Raw genomic sequence first — 19,925 nt, forward strand, 5'->3', positions numbered from 1 at the left:
GTGTACAGCGGCGTACAGCACTGGCGTTTACCGTACAGAGCCGTACACAAACAATCTATTTTCAAGGCCGCACAGCGGCAGAAAGGACAAACTATGAACTATATGAACAATAACCCTATAATCATCGGCATCGACCACGGCTATGGGAATATCAAGACTGCACATTGCTGCTTTCCTACGGGCGTGATCATCTCTGACAAGGAGCCGACCTTCAAAAGCAATCTGCTTGTCTACAACGGCAGCTATTACACCGTGGGCGAAGGTCACAAGGAGTTTATCTCTGACAAAATGACAGACGGTGACTACTATATTCTGACCCTTGCTGCCATTGCAAGAGAGCTGAATATCCGCAAGCAGACCTCTGCCCGTGTGCATTTGGCGGCGGGGCTCCCTCTTACTTGGGTCAGCGAACAGAAGGATAGCTTCAAGGCGTACCTGTTGCAGAATGAAATGGCGGATTTCATTTTCCGTGGTGTCAGCTATCATGTGGAGTTTGCCGGAGCGGACATCTTCCCGCAGGGCTTCTCCGCTGTGGCGGACAGACTGCGGGGATTCAAGGGCATCAATATGCTTTGCGACATTGGCAACGGAACGATGAATGTCATGTATATCAACGAGCGCCGTCCGCTATCTCAGAAGTGCTTCACGGAGAAGTACGGGACAAACCAGTGCATGATTGCTGTCCGGGAAAATCTCATGCGGCAGTTTGGCGCATCGGTAGATGATACGATTCTGGAGCGTGTGATTCGCTTTGGGACGGCAGACATCAGCGAACGCTACCTAACTGCTATCCAGAACACAGCGAGGGATTACACCGCAGGCATCTTCCGCAGACTGCGTGAGCATGAGTATGACCCGGAACTGATGAGGCTCTATGTTGTCGGCGGTGGAAGCTGCATGGTGAAGAATTTCGGAGAATATGATGCCAGCCGGGTGATGATCAATGATGACATCTGCGCCACAGCCAAGGGCTATGAGCTGCTGTCTGCACAGAAAATGCAAAAGAAAGGCGATCTTGTATGAAGCAAATCTACACAACAACACTTCGGCTGAATCTGGAGAACGAAGCAGACCGCAGGGCGTGGGAGCATTTGCAGAGCCTTGACAGGCGAGAATATCGTTCAGTCAGCAAGGCAGTCGTTTCGGCGGTCAACGCTTACTTTGACCGTAGCAAGCAGCTTGCCGATGATCCCTATCTGGAAACACGGGAGAAGGAGGACGCTTTCCTCAGCCGGATCGAGGATACCATCTCACGCAGCTTGCAGAGCTGTACGCCGGTAAGCCTTGGCGGTATCCTACAGCTTATGCAGAGCGCACAGCCTGCCGCTGCTCTTGTTTCGGAGGAAACCGAGGAGGACATTTCAGCTGCGCTGGATTTTGCAGACGGCTTTTGAAATTACTTTTCTTGATTTTACTACTATGTTGGTGGCAATACAATCCGTCTTTGCTACCAAATTGGCAATTCTCAGAATGAGGAAAACAATTTACCATCAGTTCTGCAGGGAGTTGGTATCTGTGTGATACCAGTTCCCTGCTTTTTACTATCACGAAGCCGCCCAGCGGCAGAAAGGAGCCAGATATGGCAAATAAAAAGATCATGACCAAGGAAGAATTGCAGGCCAAGCACCGATTGGAGGAGGCACAAATGCGGGATCGGGCGAAAGAGCGAAAGGCCCGTACCAGACGCTTGATTCAGGAGGGCGCTGTTTTGGAGAAAGTATTTCCAGAGGCTCAGCAAATGGAGCTTGAAAAATTAGAGGACTTGTTATATGAGAAGCTACACTAATCTGCGAGGGGCGTTCCGGGCAACCGGGGCGTCCCTTCCTTTTTTATCCCGAAGGGCGCACTTACTCACCACCTGCGAAGCAGGCGGTGGTATCCCTTCCGTTGGTCGGGCTCGTGCGCTCTTCACGAACTGTCCATCGGACACTTCTCCAGAGAGGGCAGGAAATGCCGCAAGTCAGCATTCCCTGTGCAGTCGGCGCTTCTGCTGATGCAGAGATTGCTGCTTGTCGCACCAATCCGGCAGATACTCTGCCCGCCTCCTGCCTGCGAAAACCTGCCACCGGCAGCTTTATCGCAGATATGGGCAGCAATGCAGCCCATTTTCTCTTTGCAAAGAGAAACAGAAACCAAGGGGTGGCGTTTTACCACCCCCTCACAAAATACGAATCGAGGTGAACGCAAATGGCAATTTACCACTTGGAGGCAAAGGTGGTCAGCCGGGGAGCCGGACGCTCCGCCTGTGCAGCCTCCGCTTATCTCAGCTGCTCCCACATCCTCAATGACTATGACGGAGTACAGCACGATTACACCCGAAAGCAGGGGCTTGTGTGGCAGGAGGTATTCCTGCCGGACATGGCCCCACCCGCATGGCAAGACCGAGAGGTTCTCTGGAACGCCGTGGAGGAAAACGAGAAAACCAAGGACAGCCGCTTAGCCCGTGAGTTTGTGGTAGCCCTGCCCATAGAGTTGTCCCTAGAGCAATGGCAGACGCTGTTGACGGACTTCGTACAAAACCAATTTGTCGCAGACGGGATGTGCGCCGATCTGGCAATCCACGATCCTGATCCACCGGGTCATAATCCACATGCCCACATTCTCTTGACGGTGCGCCCGCTTGATGAAAGCGGCAAATGGCAATACAAAACGGAGAAGGAATATCTCTGCAGCCGTGACGGTGAGGAACGGGGCTTTACCGCTGCCGAGTTTAAGGCTGCACAGGCTGACGGATGGGAGAAACAGTACCAGTACAAGGTAGGCAGGAAGAAAGTGTATATGACACCATCCGCAGCTGAGGAACATGGATATGAGCGTGCCAGCAAGTATCCCAAAAGCACCAAATACGGGAGACAGAATCCCATTTCTGAACGCTGGAACAGCGAGGAACAGCTCCTTATCTGGCGCAAAGCATGGGCAGATGTGACAAACAAATATTTGGAGCGATACGGTCATGAGGAGCGCATCGACCACCGCAGCTTTGTCGAGCGAGGCATTGACGAGCAGCCCACCATCCACGAGGGCGTGATTGCCCGTGCTTTGGAACAGAAAGGTATCGTGTCCGACAGGTGCGAACTCAACCGTCAGATCAAGGCGGACAACAGGCTCCTGCGGGAACTGAAGGCGCAGTTCAAGAAAATTACGGAGGCGGTGAAGAACACGCTGCCCGCTATTGCAGAAGCGTTGGAAAAGCTGCGGGAAAATATGCTGATCTTCTGCTATCAGTTAGGGCATATCCGCAGCAGCAAGAAACAGATGACCGGTGCCTTGAATATTCTGAAGCCAAATCTGGCACAGTACCGCTCCCTTGTGCAGCAGATAAAGGAAACAACCAAAGAACGGAAGTCCCTACTGGCTGAAAAGAAATCCCTTCCTGCGATCCACTTTGTCAGGCACCGTGAGCTTGCCTCCAAAATAGCCGAGTTGACGGAAAAGTTAGAGGAGCTAAAAAGCGAAAAGGCTATGCTGCTTCATTCTCTGGAATACCCAGAGGACGCCACAAGCGATATCTTCCAGCGCCAGATTGACCGCTATGAAGATAATCTCAAACGGCTTGAGGCGCAGGAGAATAAGTATGCCGGAGAGCTGGAGGCTGCATTGTCTGAGTATGCCGAGCTGAAAGAGCAAGCTTCCGGCTTTGATTCCTTGCAGCTTTATCTGGAGCGGAAGGCACTTCGACCTGACAGAGAGAAAGCAGCAGCCCAACGCATTGAAGCGGCTTATGGCGACAAGTTCAGTTGGTGGTTGATGGAGAGTGGCCTACGGGATGTGTCTGGCTATCTTGACGAATATGCACAGGAAAAGACAATGGATCGAGAACTGCGGCAAAGGCGGCGATCGGAGCGGCTTGAGCGTAAGATGAAAAACAGAGATATGGAACGTTAAAAGTGCTGGAGGTTGAAACTTCAGGTGAAGTCTGTGACATAGGGGGATGGAGATAATCCCTATACGTCAAGCGTAAAATAAGCACCGGTATGGGTTTTCCATACCGGTGCTTGCAATATTTAATCGAATTCTATCACTTAAAATCAAAAGAGTTTTCCAACAACTTATCAAGTGCTGCCATCAGTTCCGCTCGAACAGCCTCTCTTTCACTTTCTCCGCCTGCATTTTCGATATAGATGGAATAGTTATCAAATGTGATATAGGCGTAATAGATCACAGTCTTAATTCCTTCGCTGTTTGCATTTGTAACGAAGTAGCCAGCTTTAACTGGCGTATCTCCAACCATAGATACATTTCCCTTGCCAATTACGGTAGTATCCATAAGATTGTTCCCAGACAGCGAAACAACAAATTTCATATCGCTGTAATGACCATCAAAGCCAACAAATGCTACATCGTCCAAGGTAAAGAGGGCATCTCCGGAAATCGGAAGATCACCGAAAATAGTCTGAACCTCATCTTTGGTCAATGCTCGTGCTTGCAAGTTCAAACTCAGAGCAGAGGCTACCGTATCTGCTTTAGTGAAAGATATGGTAGTTCCATCACCTAATGTAGCTGTTTCTGTACTTTTGCCGAATAATCCCATACTAAACACTCCCACCACGATTAGACAGAGACACGCAGCAATTGCCCCAAATTTCAGCCAAATGCTTTTTTGTTTCTTTGCCTGATAACTCGCCGTTTCTTCGATATGACGGCTACCAATGCCACCAACGGCGTCAGAGATGTTCTTTCGTGTCATAAATCATACCCCGCTTTCTGTAAATGATTTTTAAGTTTGCTTCTGATTCGGGAAAGGCGAACAGACACATTGTTATTTGTTGTACGAAGCCTCTTTGCAATTTCTGTAATGCTATCTGAGTACCAATACCTTGCTACAAACATAACCCTGCTTTCCTGATCCAAGCTGTCAAGGAAACGATCAATTTCCTGTGACAGCTCCTTTGCATCCACTTCCTGTTCAATAGTAGATGCAGAAGTTAGGCACTCTTCCAACTCATCAAGTGCAACATCATAGTAACTGTTTCGCTTTAGTGCAGTATTTGCGTGGTATTTTGCGGTAGCGATATTGCGGGTAATACGAAAAATATAGGTTCTGAGTGGGTCAGGTCTTTCTGGAGGAATTGCATTCCACGCAGCAAGGTATGTATCATTTACACATTCTTCTGCGTCGGGTTCGCATTTCAAAATGTTGTTTGCAATTCTTTTGCAAGTTGAACCGTATTTTGCAGCAAGTTCAGCTATTGCCTGCTCAGTACGAGCAAAGAACAGTTCAATGATCTTCACATCCTCTAACAAGGTATCCACCTCCTCACCTATGTACTATGGATCTGGCGGACAATCTTACAGAAGCGAGGGAAAATTTCACACCTTTATTATAGTACATTGCAATTCTATTTTCTATCGCCTCAGCAAAATCGTTTGGCACCAGTCGAGGTCGCTCGGCAGTCTGAAAATATGGTCCTTCGGTTTTGGTAGAGTTGCTCGCAGCAGAGGAGGCGTAACAAAAAATTAAAGGTAGCTGCCCGGACAGAATGGGTTGGGTGGAAAAATAAATAATATCCGAAACAGGATGACGGAAATTGTTAGCGCCGAGTTAATTCGTACACAGTTAGTGTTTAAGTGTTTACAAACAGCCCATTGATATTGTTCGTTTGTGCGTATATAATATATATAACTATTTGATGCGGAGGTAAACTATGTTTGAATACATGACAGTACAGGATGCGGCTAAACTTTGGGGAATATCGGTGCGTCGTGTTCAAAAGCTGTGTGAGGAGAATCGCATTGATGGAATTGTTCGGCTACCTCGTGCATGGCTAATTCCCCAAGATGCCCAAAAGCCGGCTGATGGAAGATATAAACAAAATAAAAATGAATTTATAGCTGACAACAAGGAGAACACACGATGAGTAAATTGTTATTAGTGGAGGATGACCAAAGTATCGTATCCTCATTATCAGACTATTTAGGAAATGAAGGGTTCAAAATCGAAAATGCTCCCGGTCAAAAAGAAGCAATAGAAAAATTGGATAGCGACCAATACGATATAGCCTTGGTGGACATTCAATTATCAAACGGAAATGGTTTTTCTGTTTGTTCTGCAATTAAAGAAAGAGGAACTATGCCAGTTATTTTCTTAACGGCTTCTGATGATGAATATAGTGTTGTGGCTGGGTTAGATATGGGGGCTGACGATTATATCAGCAAACCGTTCAGACCAAGAGAACTGCTTTCAAGGATCAACAGCGTATTAAGGAGAACTAAGAACACACAAAACATTATCAGTTACCTCGACTTAGTTGTGGACACAAATCAAGCAACCGTATCAAAGAATGGGAAAGAGATTTTGTTGTCTGCTATGGAATATAAGTTGCTGTTAGTCTTTTTGCGTAACAAAGGTATTGTCCTTTCTCGCAGAAGATTGTTGGAGCTTTTATGGGACACTACTGGGGAGTTTATCAATGATAATACATTGACTGTCTATATGAAAAGGCTACGTGACAAAATTGAAACCAATCCGCAGGAGCCGGAAATCATAATTACCGTTCGTGGGCTTGGCTATAAGGTGGGTTGATATGGACTTTATCAGAAATAAAGAAGTTAAAAGGCAAATTGTTGTCAGCAGTATTCTTATTCTATTTTGGGGCGGCATTGGCATTATCGTTGATAGCAAAGCTGTGTGGATTGTTCTGTCGGCTATCATTTCATCCAGTGCAGTTTCCCTCTTTTTCACATATCAGAGATACAAGAAAATTGCTGATTTTAGTTTGCATATTGATAGGCTGTTACATGGAGATGAAAAAATTTCTTTTGGGCAGTTTCAAGAAGGTGAGTTATCTGTTTTACATGATGAAATATCCAAGATGACAAGACGGCTTATTGAACAGGCAGAAGCTCTGAAAATGGAGAAAGGTAATTTGGCAAATGCTTTAGCCGATATTTCACATCAATTAAAAACACCTTTGACATCGCTGAATATCTTAAATGCTTCTCTGTGTAATGAGGAACTGACTGACGAAGAAAGGTATGAGCTGATCCGCGAACAGACTATGCTCTTATCAAGAATGGAGTGGCTGATAGCCACACTTCTGAAAATATCCAAGCTGGATGCAGGAACGATTACTCTAAAGCCACAGGCGGTATACTTAAAAGATGTGGTAGAAAAAGCAATTCGTCCTCTGGAGATTGCGGCAGAATTAAAAATGCAGACAATCACGCAAGTGATTCCGGCAGAATTAAAACTATCTCTTGATACTGATTGGACTGCTGAAGCCTTGGGGAATGTAATCAAAAACTGTATCGAACATTCACCAGAGGGCAGCACTATCGAAATCAAGGCAATAGAAAGACCTCTTTTGACACAGATCATTATAGAGGATAGCGGAACAGGTTTTCAGGAAAAAGACATCCCCCATTTATTTGACCGATTTTATCAAGGAAGTGGCTCTACAATCGGTAATGCCGGTTTGGGGTTGGCTCTGGCAAAGACGATCATTGTCAATCAGGGTGGTGTCATCCAAGCGAAAAATCGGGAGTCAGGCGGTGCAAAATTTGAAATCTGCTTTTATCGGGGGACTGCTTAATGCAGCCCCTTTTTAAGTGACATTTTTGTAATGAAAAAGTAATGAAGCAGTCACTTGGCTTTGCTATACTGAATTGCAAAAATATATGGAGGAACTTTTTATGGAGATATTAAGAGTAGAGAATATCTGCAAAACCTATGAAATGGACAATGCTCCTGTCCATGCTTTGTCAGATGTTTCTTTTTCCGTCGATAAAGGAGAGTTTGTTGCAATCATTGGAGCATCTGGGTCTGGCAAGTCTACCCTGTTGCACATTTTAGGTGGTGTTGACAGACCGACTTCGGGAAAAGTATTTGTGGATGGACAGGATGTTTATGAGCAAAATGAAGATGAATTGGCTGTATTCAGAAGAAGGCAGGTTGGGCTTGTCTATCAGTTTTATAATCTGATCCCGGTTTTGACTGTCGAGGAAAATATCACGCTGCCGATTCGATTGGATGGGCGTAAAATCAATCAGGAGCGTTTGAAAGAACTGCTATCCACACTCAAACTGGTAAAGCGTAGAAAGCACCTGCCAAGTCAGTTATCCGGCGGTCAACAACAAAGAGTGGCAATCGGACGAGCGTTGATTAACGCACCTGCGATTATCCTTGCGGATGAGCCAACGGGAAATCTGGACACGGAGAACACAAGGGATATTATGAAACTTCTGCGTGAATCCAATGAAGTCTATCGCCAGACAATGATCCTGATTACCCATGACCGTGAAATCGCAATGCAGGCAGACCGTATTCTGGAAATTCAGGATGGCAGACTTGTGAGGGATGAGGTGATACGCTGATGAATATGATTTTCATGCTTACACTCAGGAATCTGTTGTCGAATAAAAAGCGTACCCTACTCACACTTTTAACCATTCTTTTGTCAATCAGTATGATAACCGCTATTCTCTGTGGGGGATGGTCGTTGGTTGATTTTTTGAAAGAGAAAGAAAAAGTGTATGGTGGCGATTATGACTACTACATGGAGGATTTGACTTGGGAGCAGGTTCAAGAGCTATATAGTCAAAACAATGTAGGCGAAGTTTCGCTTCTCCGCTTTGCCGGAAACAGTTTTTACGGGGAGAAATCCAACAGTACAATGCTCTCCGTTGGCGAGATTGACGAGAACTTTACCCAAAGATTTTCGTTAAATCAGTATTTGCTTGCAGGGCGTTTCCCGCAAGATGAAAATGAGATTGTTATTTCAGAATCTTTTTTGAAGAAAAACAACATGAATACAGAGATTGGAGATACGATTTCTTTAACTCTTGGTTCAAGAATTTGGGATGAATATAATGCCCAGCTTTCCGGGCTGACAAATTATAGGGGCGAAGAAGAAAGCTTCGTTCCAACAAAAGAGAAAGCGTATGTAGTTGTTGGTATTCTGTCAGATGTGAATGACTCAAAAATCGCAGCAAACTATAATGCCTTTGCAGGTGTTGACAAAACGGCATCCGATTTTGCTGCGTATGTCAAGGCAAAGAATTTATCCAATTCGATCTATACAGAAGCCGAAGAAGTGGCTGCGGCAGTAGACAGTCATGTAGCAAAGTTTCATTCGGAATTGTTAGTCTATCATGGAATTACCGGGGGTAAAGGAGCTGCAAAACTGATTGCTTTGGTGGTCATGGTCGTTTGTCTTTTGATGGCTGCATCTGCTTCAATGATCAGCAACGCCCTCTCCATTTCCTTACAGGAACGAATTAAGCAGATGGGAATGCTATCCAGTATTGGAGCCACAAAAGGGCAAAAACGCCTTAGCGTATATTTAGAAGCCTTCCTTTTGGGAGTGGTGAGCATACCCTTTGGATTGGTTGTTGGTATCCTGCTATCTGCTCTGTTATTAAGTGTGGTCAGGGCAGCTTTTGGAGAAACATTCACTTTTGGCATCGTAGAACTGTCCTTGAAGGTAAACGGATTGATCCTGCTCGTCAGCGGATTATCCGGCATTGCTTCTTTGTACTTCGGAAGTAGAAAGCCTGTGAAGCAAGCAGCTAAAATTACAGTTATTGAAGCGATCCGCCAGTCTAACAATGCGGTATCAAGAAAGAAATTCCGTGACGGAAAAATCGTTTCTTTGGTTTTTGGCATTTATGGTTCGTTAGCAGCAAAAAATATTAAGCGTAATCCAAAACGCTTCCGAGCGATTACCGGCTCTATTTTCTTGTCGGTGGTAATTGCCCTTTCCTTATATAGTTTCTCTGATTTTATGCTTTATCAGACATCCTTGGATATGAAGGAGGACGGTTCCTGTTATACTGATGTGATTTCGATGATTCAATACAAAGATATTCCTGTCGCAATCGGGGCATTATCGGATGAAAATATCACTGCGGATGTTTCCTATTCTTTTCAGCGATATATGACCGCTGAATTTTCGCAGGAACAAATCAATCCTGATATGCAAGGATATTTTATCAATGGTACGAAAGCAGAGGTATATGTCGTAGGATTGGACGAAGAACATTTTGTCTCTTTTTGCGATGAAAATGGATTCAGTCTGGATGTGACAAATTTCAATCATGGAATTTTGCTCAATCAGACTATGGGATACTATAATTCGGCACAAAATCGGGTAATTGCAGGCTCACCGTTTCTTATTGAACCGGGAACAGAAATCATTCCGCTGGGGGCATCCGAGGATGCCTTGCCGATTATCGTGGAAGAAATCGTTTCAGAAGAAAATGCAAATATCCAATCCATGTTTGTGAGAGATCGAGCTGTCCTCATCGTGCCTTTAAGTTATTTTAACTTGCTGATAGATGATAACGCCTATGTGGAAATGAGAATACAGACAGCACAGCATAAAGAAGCAATGGAATGTCTGGCTGACAGAGGATTTCCGCAAACTGTGGACATTGCAGCCGCAACGAATAATTCCAGACAGGTATATACGATTGCAAAACTGGTAATCTGCCTGTTCTCGATCCTGATGACGGTTATTATCAGCTTGAATGTTTGTAACACTATCTCGAATACGATTCATTTGAGAAGAAGCGAATTTGCTGTTCTGCGTTCTGTTGGTATGACTGCCAAAGGATTAAAATGTACGCTATTGCTCGAAGCTGTTTTGTACGGCGTAAAAGCATTGGTTCTTGCGTTGCCTGTGAGCTTTTTGATTCATTGTGCTATCTACTACTTCATATCGTCGGGTATGACACCATTTGCTTTTTATATGAACGGCGGTATTTATGCTCTTGCAGTTATGGCTGTCGGCGCTATGGTATGTATCGCTATGCTGTTTGCTGTTAGAAGCGTATCAAAGGTGGAAATTGTAGAGGAACTGAAATTGAGCAATATGTAATCATTCAATCTAACAAAGCAACTGAAACAGAGGTAATAGAAATTGCGTAAAAAGAAACTGGTAAAGAGAGTTGCAGGCATTGCTTTGACTGTTGGTGCAGTTATACTTGCCATTGTATGTGTTGGTAAAGTAAATCGCATTCAGAACGAAAAAGATATTATTGGCACATGGAAGGATGCAAATGCTGAGGAGATATTTACCTTTCAAGAAAACGGGGAACTTGCTGTGAGTAAAGATATGCCCGATTCGGGTCTATCCTGCGGTGACGCATATTATAGTTTTTCTTACTCGGATATAATCTGTGTTACACAGGGAAATAGTAGTGTAGAATTTGAGATAGAAGTAGATCAAAACGAATTGAAAATCTTCTTCATGGGACAAGAATATCTGGAATTGGAAAAGTAATGATTACAAATAAAAGAAAACCATTGAGCCGATAATTCGCATCCTTTGCGGACTAACGGCTCTGCATATATTTTGAACGCTATTTTCAGAAACATTGTGTTTTGCAGAAAAGCCCCTTGACAAATTCCATCTCAAAAAGCTATGTTGGAGGAGTTCGCCGCACGACAGGGCTTTACAAACATTGTCCATTTCACGGACGATGGCATTAGCGGCACTTGCTTTGACCGTCCCGGATTTTTGGCAATGATGAAAGAGGTTGAAGCCGGGAATGTGGAGTACCTGTGTATCAAGGACATGAGCCGCATGGGTCGTGACTATCTGAAAGTCGGTCAGATTATGGAAATCCTGCGTCAGCGTGGCGTTCGCCTTATCGCCATCAATGACGGCGTGGACAGTGCCAGAGGGGACGATGATTTTACCCCTTTCCGCAACATCATGAACGAGTATTACGCCAGAGACACCAGCCGTAAAATCCGTTCCACTTTTCAATCCAAAGGCAAGTCCGGCAAGCACCTCACAGGCACGGTCATTTACGGCTATCTCTGGAACGAAGCCAGGGACCAATGGTTGGTTGACCCCGAAGCCGCTGATGTGGTCAAGCGCATCTTTGCCATGACGATTGACGGCTACGGTCCGTATCAGATCGCCAGCAAACTGAAATCGGAAAAGGTGCTTATTCCGTCTGCTTACCTTGCCCAACACGGCGAGGGCGTGAACAAAAACAAGACTTTCAAAGATGTGTACGGCTGGGGTTCTTCCACCATCTGCAACATTCTTGAAAAGCGTGAGTATCTGGGACACACCATCAACTTCAAGACTCGAAAGCACTTCAAGGACAAGAAAAGCCATTATGTCCCGGAGGACGAATGGACGATTTTCGAGAATACCCATGAAGCTATCATTGACCAGCAGACCTTTGACCTTGTGCAGAAAATCCGTGGGAATGTCAGACGCTACCCGGACGGCTGGGGCGAAGCAGCTCCCCTCACAGGCTTGCTTTATTGTGCCGATTGCGGCGGCAAGATGTATGTCCACCGTACCAACAACGGCAAGCGTATTTCTCAATATACCTGTTCCCAATACAGCAAAGTCCCAGTTGGAAAGCTCTGCACGACACAGCACCGTATCAATGAAGATGTGGTACTGTCCCTTGTTTCCGAAATGCTCAAAGCTATTGCCGAGTATGCCAAGCATGACCGAGCTGAGTTTGTCCGTGTGGTGCAGGAAGCGCAGTCCAGCCAGCAGACGGCAGAGGTCAGAAAACAGCGCACACGCCTTGCCACAGCAAAGCAGAGAGTTTCCGAGCTGGAAGTCCTGCTCTGCAAAATCTATGAGGACAACATTTTAGGCAAGCTGTCCGACAGCAGATACGCCACTCTGGACGCTCAATACGAAAAGGAACAGTCCGAGCTTACCGCCGAAATCTCTGCTCTGGAAAAGGCTGTCAAGAGCTATGAGAAGCACGAAAAGGACGCTGATCGTTTTATCGCTCTGATTGACAAGTATGAGAACTTCGACAAGTTGACCATTGCCATGCTCAACGAGTTTATCGAGAAAATCCTTGTGCATGAGCGTGACCGTAAAGGCAGTATACAGACCACACAGGAGGTCGAGATTTACTTCAATTTTGTTGGGCGATTCGTTCCCCCGGCGTTTGGAGAAGTGGAGCTGACCCCGGAAGAATTAGAGGAAATCCGCAAGCGTGAGGAACGCAAGGACAGGCTTCATCAGAACTACTTGAAGCGGAAAGCCAGCGGAGCGCAGAAGCGATACGAGGACAAAATCAAGGGGAGAAAAAAGGCAGAAATCGAAGCCAAGAAAGCCGCCATTCGTGCGGAGGACATTGCAAAGGGAGTGTTCGTCCCTGTCAGCAGTTTACCGCAGAGAGAGCCGATGAAAGGAGTACAAACAGCATGAATATCACTTATACACAGAACGGCGATTATCTTATCCCGAACATCGTTATCCGCAAGACCAAGCCCCTCGGACACTACGGCAGACTTCGCAAGGCGTATCTGGAAATGCACCGTCCGATACTGTTCAATGAGCTGGTACTATCCGACAAGCTCTTTGAGCATTGCGCCGAGATTGACGAAGCGGCACGAAACCGCATGGAGCTGATCGTGCGGTCACTGGCAGAGCAAAACGGCGTGACCGAGCAACTGAAAGCTGAAAACCAAATGGAATGGGTGCGGCAGATGAACGCTTGCAAGGCGCAGGCAGAGGAAGTTGTGAAAGCAGAGTTGATTTATAATTGAGCGAGGAAGTCCGGGCAGAAAACTGTTCGGACTTTTCTCATATAGTCCAAAGTTGCGGTAGAATTGTTCACAAGTTTTATGGTATAATTTGAATACGAAAATTAAGCAACAAATCGGAATTTGAGGAGGTATTCATATGAAGAGAGCATTGCTTTTTATTTTCATGACGGTTTGTGTATTAGGAATGTCCGCCTGTAGCAGCAAAGACGCCATGCCAGAAACATCAGATTCTGCCAGCAATCCGGTTCAGAATACAGATATCAGTAATCTGAATGGAGGAAAAATCTGGTCTGAACAAGATATTGTGTCTATGTTCTCTCTTGTGCAAGAAACAGATTGGGAATACATAGACTGTGTTTTAATTCCAGATCATGCCAGTGACCGTGTTGGTGCAGTACTCTTCCGGAACGATAAGGAGCAATCAAGCAATGTTGCGTTCTTTGATGCAGACGGATACTTTCAACAGTATGGCACATATGCAAGAATGTCTGACGAACCTGATTTTCAGTATCTCGGAGGTGGTGCGGTAACATTTAAGCTGGAAACAGAAGATGGTATAATCTATAACTACACGATCACAATCTCGATCGATGGCAGTAATGTGAATTTTAAAGCGGAAGATGATTTGCCAAAATAAATTCAAGTTTGTCGCACTGATAAAAACCCTTTAGGAACTAAAGGGCGCACTTCTATACTCTCCTATCGGGAGTATGTGCGTCCTGCGGAGCTTCATTCCCAGTCAGCAGAAGAAAACTGCCCGACCGAGAATGTTTCGTCACTTCGTTCCGTCAAGGGAGCTACACTCCCTTGCGCCGCTTATGCGGCTATCCCTTGTGGACTTGCCGTCTGCAAACAGCATAAAATGCTGTTCGCCGCCAGCAAGTTTGATATCAATAAATTTGGAGGAATTTATGATAAAAAGAATGATGATGGCATTATGTATATTCGTTTGTACCTTTACTTTAGTTGCGTGTTCTGGACAGCAAACAAACGAACCACTTACTTTAGGTGTCAATGCGATAAAAACAGAAATTGATAAAGAAAATAAAATCATAACCACAAAAGATAGCGAAGAAAAAGGTGTTTTAGGGAATGATTGTCTTATTGACTGTTCCAAAATTCCAATGATTTATTCAAAATATGAGGTTATGAAGCGATGTATATCGGGAATGAATTTTCCGGATTATCGCTATGAGCAATTGATAAAGATGATTTTTGCACAGCATATTCCTGACTTTCATTATTCAAGAGGAGAAAAGCCTACATGATTTATTCAAAATATGAGGTTATGAAGCGATGTATATCGGGAATGAATTTTCCGGATTATCGCTATGAGCAATTGATAAAGATGATTTTTGCACAGCATATTCCTGACTTTCATTCCATGTATATGCTGCCGGAAAGACTAAGATCAAATTTGGCGGAAACTTTTGGGACCTCTGTCTGCGGCCTTGTTCCAGTTACACATCGGGCATCGGGCCAGGCAGATAAGGTGCTTTTTCAATTAAAGGATGGAAACTGCGTCGAAACGGTGAACCTGCATTACAAAAAAGGATGGGAATCTTTTTGCGTCTCATCTCAATGCGGCTGTGGGTTTGGCTGCAAATTCTGCGCAACAGGTGCTATCGGACACAAACGCAATATGACCGCTGATGAAATAACAGATCAAATTCTGTATTTTTATCTTGCAGGGCATCAAATCAATAGTGTTTCTTTTATGGGAATGGGCGAGCCGTTTGCGAATCCCAATTTATTTGACGCATTAAAAATCCTGACAAACCCGTCTTTGTTCGGATTAAGCCAGCGACGCATTACCATATCGACGATTGGAATGATTCCCGGGATAAAACGGCTGACCCGTGATTTTCCGCAGGTGAATTTAGCTTTTTCGCTGCACTCGCCTTTTGAAAAGCAACGTTCGGAATTGATGCCGATCAATCAAACTTATCCGCTCCATAAAGTAATGGATGCGTTGGATGCGCACGTTGCAAATACCAAAAGGCGCTTGTTCCTGGCTTATATTATGCTGGGCGGAATAAATGATTCGGCAGAGCATGCGAAAGCGTTAGCGCACCTTATTTTGAGCCGGGGAGCGTTGTCCTATCTATATCATGTTGATCTTATCCCATATAACGCAACAGATAAGACGGCGCGAAAATTTACCGCTTCAAATCACGAAGCCATTAAAAACTTCAGTGATATTTTACATTCCAACCGTATCAGCGTGGCTATCAGAATGCAGTTCGGTTCTGATATCGGCGCCGGGTGCGGGCAGTTGTATGCTGATGAAAGGGATTGAGCGCTTCAAGACGTTTTTATGTACACAGAGATTTCCAAGCAGCATTGGCGTTTGAAAGGAAAGGCACCCGGCATAAATTTAATGCTGGGTGCCTTATTGTTACATCAAAGGTTTTATTTTCAACGAGGTTTATGCCGGGGATATGAAACGGCAGAAATGTTGTGGAATATCTTCGCCAACAACTTTGACCAACTTCAATTTACCGAACTGAACACAACAACTGAATACCGAAAAACTGACCGTTGACTGGTCGCACTATGCGAAAAGTTGACGGTCTTTTTTTATCCCCAAAATCAAAAAAGGAGGTCAATTACAATGACAAAACCGAAAACCCTCGACCAGCTCCAAGCCGAAAAGGAACGAGCCGAGACGCAGCTTGCACAGGAACAGCACAAGCTCAACCGTCTTGAGAACAGAAAGAAATATCTGGAGAAAGGCGAAAGGCAGAAACGCACCCATCGTCTTTGCAATCTGGGCGGCACGATTGAGAGCCTTGCCCCGGAGGTCAAAGATCTCACACGCACCGAAATGACAGAGCTGATGGAGTACATCTTTTCTCTGTCCGAAGTCCAGCGAGCCGTCCGTCACATGGCGATTACTCACACCAACCAAGCGAACAGAGAAAAGGAGTTGAAAGCCGATGGCACTATTTCATCTGAGCGTCACGCAGACTAAGCGAAGCGCAGGACAGTCCGCTATTGCTTCTGCCGCCTACCGTGCCGGGGAGCGATTGTATAGCGAGTATTACGGCGAATACAGCGACTACACCCGCAAGGGCGGCGTGATCTGCTCTGACATTCTCTTGCCGTCCCATGCACCGCCAGAATACGCAGACCGCCAGACCCTATGGAACGCCGTGGAAAAAGCCGAGCGTGGAAAGAACGCCCAGCTTGCATACAGCTTTGACATTGCCTTGCAGAATGAATTTTCCCTTGAGGAAAACATCGCTCTTGCAAGGCAATTTTTGTTGGAGAACTTTGTGAGCCGTGGCATGGTGGTTGACTTCGCCGTACACCAGCCAGACCGGGAGGACGGCGGCATACCAAACCCGCATTTTCATGTGCTTTGCCCCATCCGCCCCATCGAGCAGAACGGCAAATGGGGACTAAAGCAACGCCGGGTGTATGAGCTGGACGAGGACGGCAACCGTATCCGAGACGCAGACGGAAAGTTTGTGTTCAACGCCGTTCCCACTACCGACTGGGGCAGTCCCGAAACGCTGGAACATTGGCGGCAGACATGGGCGGAACTATGCAACGCCAAGTTTGCGGAGAAAGGGCTTGATGTTCGTATCGACCACCGAAGCTATGAGCGTCAGGGCGTGGAGCTTCTTCCCACCGTCCATGAGGGCGCAACCGTCCGGGCAATGGAGAAGAAAGGCATACGCACCGAGAAAGGCGAGTTCAACCGCTGGATCAGAGCAACCAATGCCGTTATCCGGGACATCAAGAAGAAAATCGCTCTCCTGTTTGATTGGATTGCCGAAGCAAAAGCGGAGCTTGCCAAGCCGCAGGCACCCGACCTTGTTTCTCTGCTGAACGCCTATTACACCCAGCGCAGAGCCGGGGCATATTCGCAGAAAGGCAAGGTCAGCAATCTAAAGGAGATGAACGAGACTTTCAATTATCTCCGGGCAAACGGCATTTACACTCTTGAAGATTTGGAAAGCCGTGTCAGCGAACACAGTGCTGCCACAGAGAGCTTGAAGAAAACGCTGGACGAACAGACCGCCCGAATGAAAGCAATCAAGCAGCTCTATGACAGCTCTGCTGCTTTCCAGAGCTTGAAGCCTGTCTATGACGGCTTGCAGAAAATCAAGTTTGAGAAGCCCAGAGCCAAGTACAAGGCAGAGCATGAAGCGGAACTGAAACAGTTCTACGCCGCCAGACGCAAGCTGACCGGAGAGTTCCCGGACGGCAAGGTGGATATGAAAAAGCTGACCGAAGAGTATGACGAGCTGGAACAGGCGCACAACACCACCTATGGCGAGTTTAAGACCGTCAGAGACGATTTACACCGTCTTTGGAAGGTCAAGTCATGTATAGATACTGCCGCCCGATTTAACGAGCGCACAGAGGAACAAATGCTCCAAAATCGACCCCAAACACGACACAAAAAGGAGGAACTATCCCGATGAATTATACCCAAGCACAGATTGACCGGGCAAACGCCGTCAGTCTGGAAGATTTTCTCCGTACACAGGGAGAGACGCTTATCAAAAGCGGACGAGAATACCGCTGGAAAGAACATGACAGCCTGACCATTCGTGGAAACAAATGGTTTCGCCACAGCCAGAGCAAGGGCGGCTATCCCATTGATTTTGTCATGGAGTTTTACGGAAAATCCTTTCCCGAAGCCGTCCAGCTCCTGACCGGCGAAAGCGGCGAGGGACAGAGCGAAGCCAGCACAGCACCGCACACAGCGTTCCACTTGCCCTTGCACAACAGAACAGCCGACAGAGCAATTCAATATCTTTGCGAAAGCCGAGGTCTCAACAAAACGCTTGTTGAGGCTTTTCTTCTTTCCGGGGATATTTACGAGGACGCAAAGCGGCACAATGTTGTCTTTGTCGGCAGAGACCGAAACGGCACACCGAGATACGCCCATGTGCGAGGAACGGCAGACCCATTCAGACAGGATATTGCCGGGTCTGACAAGTCCTATCCGTTCCGCTATGAGGGAAACGGCAACCAGCTCTTTGTCTTTGAAGCACCGATTGACCTGTTATCGTTTATCTGCCTTTATCCGCAGGACTGGCAGACAAGGAGCTATCTTGCCCTGGGCGGTGTTTCGGGCAAAGCCCTTGACCGTTTCCTTTCTGAACGCAAGGACACCCGAAAAGTGTTCCTCTGCCTTGACAGCGACACCGCAGGAAGCGAAGCCTGTACCCGACTGGCACAGTCCATTCCCGGCGAGATCGCCGTCATTCGCCTTGTCCCGGCAAGGAAAGACTGGAACGATGTTCTCCGTCAGCAAGGGGACATTCCCAGCCGCAAATTCATAGCCGAGACAATCACGCTGCGAGAGCTGCCCACCGCCCAGCCTGTTCCCATGCTCCGCATGGCAGATGTGGAGCTGACGAGCGTGGATTGGCTATGGTTTCCCTATATTCCCTTTGGAAAGCTGACGATTATACAGGGCAACCCCGGCGAGGGCAAGACCTACTTTGCCATGCGTCTTGCGGCGGCTTGCACCAACCGAAAGCCTTTACCTGGTATGGAGACCCTTGAGCCTTTCAACATCATCTATCAGACCGCCGAGGACGGTTTGGGCGATACCGTTAAGCCCCGGCTGATGGAAGCTGACGCAGACCTTGAACGAGTGCTTGTCATTGACGATAGGGACACACCGCTGACCCTTGCCGATGAGCGCATAGCAAGGGCAATCCGGGAAAACAGCGCAAGGCTGGTTATTATTGACCCGGTACAGGCGTTTTTGGGCACAGATGTGGACATGAACAGGGCAAACGAGGTGCGCCCGATATTCCGCAGTCTGGGAGACATTGCACAGGCTACCGGGTGCGCTATCGTGCTGATTGGACACCTGAACAAAGCCGCAGGAACGCAAAGCACCTACCGGGGATTGGGGTCTATCGACATTACGGCGGCAGTCCGCAGTCTGCTGTTTATTGGCAAGCTGAAGGACAGTCCCACAACGAGGGTGCTTATCCATGAGAAAAGCTCCCTTGCGCCGCCCGGTCAGTCTCTTGCCTTTTCTCTGGGAGACGAGAAAGGTTTTGAATGGATAGGGGCTTATGACATTACCGCTGACGAGCTTCTTGCCGGGACGGACACCGCTAAGACCGAGAGCAAGACCGCACAGGCGCAAATGCTCATTCTGGAACTGCTTGCGGACGGAAAGCGTATGCCGAGCGCAGAGCTGGAAAAGGCAGTCAATGAGCGTGGGATTTCCTCACGCACCATGAGAACGGCAAAGAGCCGTATCGGGGACAGACTTGTGACCGAGAAAGACGGCACAGCATGGGTCTGCTATCTCCGAGACTGACAACAGGAACACGGCAAGCGTGGCAAAGACGGCAAGGTTTTTATAGATACCTTAATGTTGCCGCCTTGCCTTGTTCCCTCATACCGACACCGCCCGATGATGAATAGTCACCGGGCACTTTTTCATTTACAGGAGGATTTT

19 protein-coding genes and 1 pseudogene are annotated in these 19,925 nt (G+C 46.7%); 18 read left to right on the forward strand and 2 right to left on the reverse strand.

What is annotated here, in order from left to right:
• Positions 1 to 93 precede the first annotated feature (93 nt).
• The 4 genes from WMO26_RS07630 (at position 94) to mobQ (WMO26_RS07645) (ending at position 3,885) form a co-directional block, all read left to right on the forward strand.
• On the forward strand, positions 94 to 1,023 hold the full coding sequence (locus WMO26_RS07630) for a ParM/StbA family protein (protein WP_055145311.1): 930 nt from the start codon (positions 94 to 96) through the stop codon (positions 1,021 to 1,023).
• The gene (locus WMO26_RS07635; RefSeq protein ID WP_055145314.1) at positions 1,020 to 1,394 is read left to right on the forward strand and encodes a hypothetical protein; all 375 of its coding nucleotides are present in this window, start codon (positions 1,020 to 1,022) and stop codon (positions 1,392 to 1,394) included. Before WMO26_RS07630 ends, WMO26_RS07635 begins: the two co-directional genes overlap by 4 nt.
• Before the next feature lie 203 nt (positions 1,395 to 1,597).
• On the forward strand, positions 1,598 to 1,786 hold the full coding sequence (locus WMO26_RS07640) for a hypothetical protein (protein WP_055145756.1): 189 nt from the start codon (positions 1,598 to 1,600) through the stop codon (positions 1,784 to 1,786).
• A 401-nt stretch (positions 1,787 to 2,187) separates the two neighbouring features.
• Positions 2,188 to 3,885, forward strand: coding sequence for a MobQ family relaxase (gene mobQ, locus WMO26_RS07645; protein WP_055145320.1), 1,698 nt, complete (start codon positions 2,188 to 2,190; stop codon positions 3,883 to 3,885).
• Positions 3,886 to 4,018: 133 nt separating this feature from the next.
• Here mobQ (WMO26_RS07645) and WMO26_RS07650 read toward each other — a convergent pair whose 3' ends face one another.
• Both WMO26_RS07650 and WMO26_RS07655 read right to left on the reverse strand, forming a co-directional pair.
• A complete protein-coding gene (locus WMO26_RS07650) occupies positions 4,019 to 4,687 on the reverse strand; it encodes a hypothetical protein (protein ID WP_055145323.1) in 669 nt (222 codons plus the stop codon).
• Complete coding sequence (locus tag WMO26_RS07655) at positions 4,684 to 5,244, reverse strand: RNA polymerase sigma factor (RefSeq protein ID WP_055145326.1); 561 nt, start codon at positions 5,242 to 5,244, stop codon at positions 4,684 to 4,686. Before WMO26_RS07655 ends, WMO26_RS07650 begins: the two co-directional genes overlap by 4 nt.
• Before the next feature lie 401 nt (positions 5,245 to 5,645).
• Here WMO26_RS07655 and WMO26_RS07660 point away from each other — a divergent pair, with 401 nt between their 5' ends.
• From WMO26_RS07660 to WMO26_RS07725, 14 genes and pseudogenes are all read left to right on the forward strand, one after another.
• Positions 5,646 to 5,858: a helix-turn-helix domain-containing protein gene (locus WMO26_RS07660; RefSeq protein WP_055145329.1), complete on the forward strand. Its 213-nt coding sequence runs from the start codon at positions 5,646 to 5,648 to the stop codon at positions 5,856 to 5,858.
• Positions 5,855 to 6,523, forward strand: coding sequence for a response regulator transcription factor (locus tag WMO26_RS07665; RefSeq protein WP_055145332.1), 669 nt, complete (start codon positions 5,855 to 5,857; stop codon positions 6,521 to 6,523). Before WMO26_RS07660 ends, WMO26_RS07665 begins: the two co-directional genes overlap by 4 nt.
• A gap of 1 nt (position 6,524) precedes the next feature.
• Positions 6,525 to 7,532: a sensor histidine kinase gene (locus WMO26_RS07670; RefSeq protein WP_055145335.1), complete on the forward strand. Its 1,008-nt coding sequence runs from the start codon at positions 6,525 to 6,527 to the stop codon at positions 7,530 to 7,532.
• Between the two features lie 100 nt (positions 7,533 to 7,632).
• On the forward strand, positions 7,633 to 8,313 hold the full coding sequence (locus tag WMO26_RS07675) for an ABC transporter ATP-binding protein (RefSeq protein WP_055145338.1): 681 nt from the start codon (positions 7,633 to 7,635) through the stop codon (positions 8,311 to 8,313).
• Positions 8,313 to 10,817, forward strand: coding sequence for an ABC transporter permease (locus tag WMO26_RS07680; protein ID WP_055145341.1), 2,505 nt, complete (start codon positions 8,313 to 8,315; stop codon positions 10,815 to 10,817). The genes WMO26_RS07675 and WMO26_RS07680 overlap by 1 nt, the downstream gene beginning before the upstream one ends.
• A 42-nt stretch (positions 10,818 to 10,859) precedes the next feature.
• A complete protein-coding gene (locus WMO26_RS07685) occupies positions 10,860 to 11,222 on the forward strand; it encodes a hypothetical protein (protein WP_055145343.1) in 363 nt (120 codons plus the stop codon).
• 123 nt (positions 11,223 to 11,345) lie between these two features.
• A pseudogene (locus WMO26_RS07690) lies at positions 11,346 to 13,139 on the forward strand (DUF4368 domain-containing protein); the annotation flags it as partial.
• Positions 13,136 to 13,480 carry a TnpV protein gene (locus tag WMO26_RS07695; RefSeq protein ID WP_118481866.1) on the forward strand — a complete coding sequence of 115 codons (345 nt, stop codon included), beginning with the start codon at positions 13,136 to 13,138 and terminating at the stop codon, positions 13,478 to 13,480. The pseudogene WMO26_RS07690 and the gene WMO26_RS07695, both read left to right, overlap by 4 nt.
• A 136-nt stretch (positions 13,481 to 13,616) precedes the next feature.
• Positions 13,617 to 14,117, forward strand: coding sequence for a hypothetical protein (locus tag WMO26_RS07700; protein ID WP_005930729.1), 501 nt, complete (start codon positions 13,617 to 13,619; stop codon positions 14,115 to 14,117).
• A gap of 274 nt (positions 14,118 to 14,391) precedes the next feature.
• Positions 14,392 to 14,748: a hypothetical protein gene (locus tag WMO26_RS07705; protein WP_349219401.1), complete on the forward strand. Its 357-nt coding sequence runs from the start codon at positions 14,392 to 14,394 to the stop codon at positions 14,746 to 14,748.
• On the forward strand, positions 14,745 to 15,779 hold the full coding sequence (gene cfr(E) / locus WMO26_RS07710; protein ID WP_105119688.1) for a 23S rRNA (adenine(2503)-C(8))-methyltransferase Cfr(E): 1,035 nt from the start codon (positions 14,745 to 14,747) through the stop codon (positions 15,777 to 15,779). Before WMO26_RS07705 ends, cfr(E) begins: the two co-directional genes overlap by 4 nt.
• Before the next feature lie 315 nt (positions 15,780 to 16,094).
• Positions 16,095 to 16,454, forward strand: a complete 360-nt coding sequence (locus WMO26_RS07715; RefSeq protein WP_118481865.1) for a DUF3847 domain-containing protein — start codon at positions 16,095 to 16,097, stop codon at positions 16,452 to 16,454.
• A complete protein-coding gene (mobQ, locus tag WMO26_RS07720) occupies positions 16,420 to 17,916 on the forward strand; it encodes a MobQ family relaxase (RefSeq protein ID WP_118481864.1) in 1,497 nt (498 codons plus the stop codon). Before WMO26_RS07715 ends, mobQ (WMO26_RS07720) begins: the two co-directional genes overlap by 35 nt.
• Positions 17,913 to 19,784 (forward strand): AAA family ATPase, encoded by a 1,872-nt coding sequence (locus WMO26_RS07725; RefSeq protein WP_194611886.1) that lies wholly within the window; start codon positions 17,913 to 17,915, stop codon positions 19,782 to 19,784. The genes mobQ (WMO26_RS07720) and WMO26_RS07725 overlap by 4 nt, the downstream gene beginning before the upstream one ends.
• Positions 19,785 to 19,925: the final 141 nt, after the last annotated feature.

The organism is Solibaculum intestinale (genome assembly GCF_040096205.1).
In the GTDB taxonomy this organism is placed as follows: domain Bacteria; phylum Bacillota; class Clostridia; order Oscillospirales; family Acutalibacteraceae; genus Solibaculum_A; species Solibaculum_A intestinale.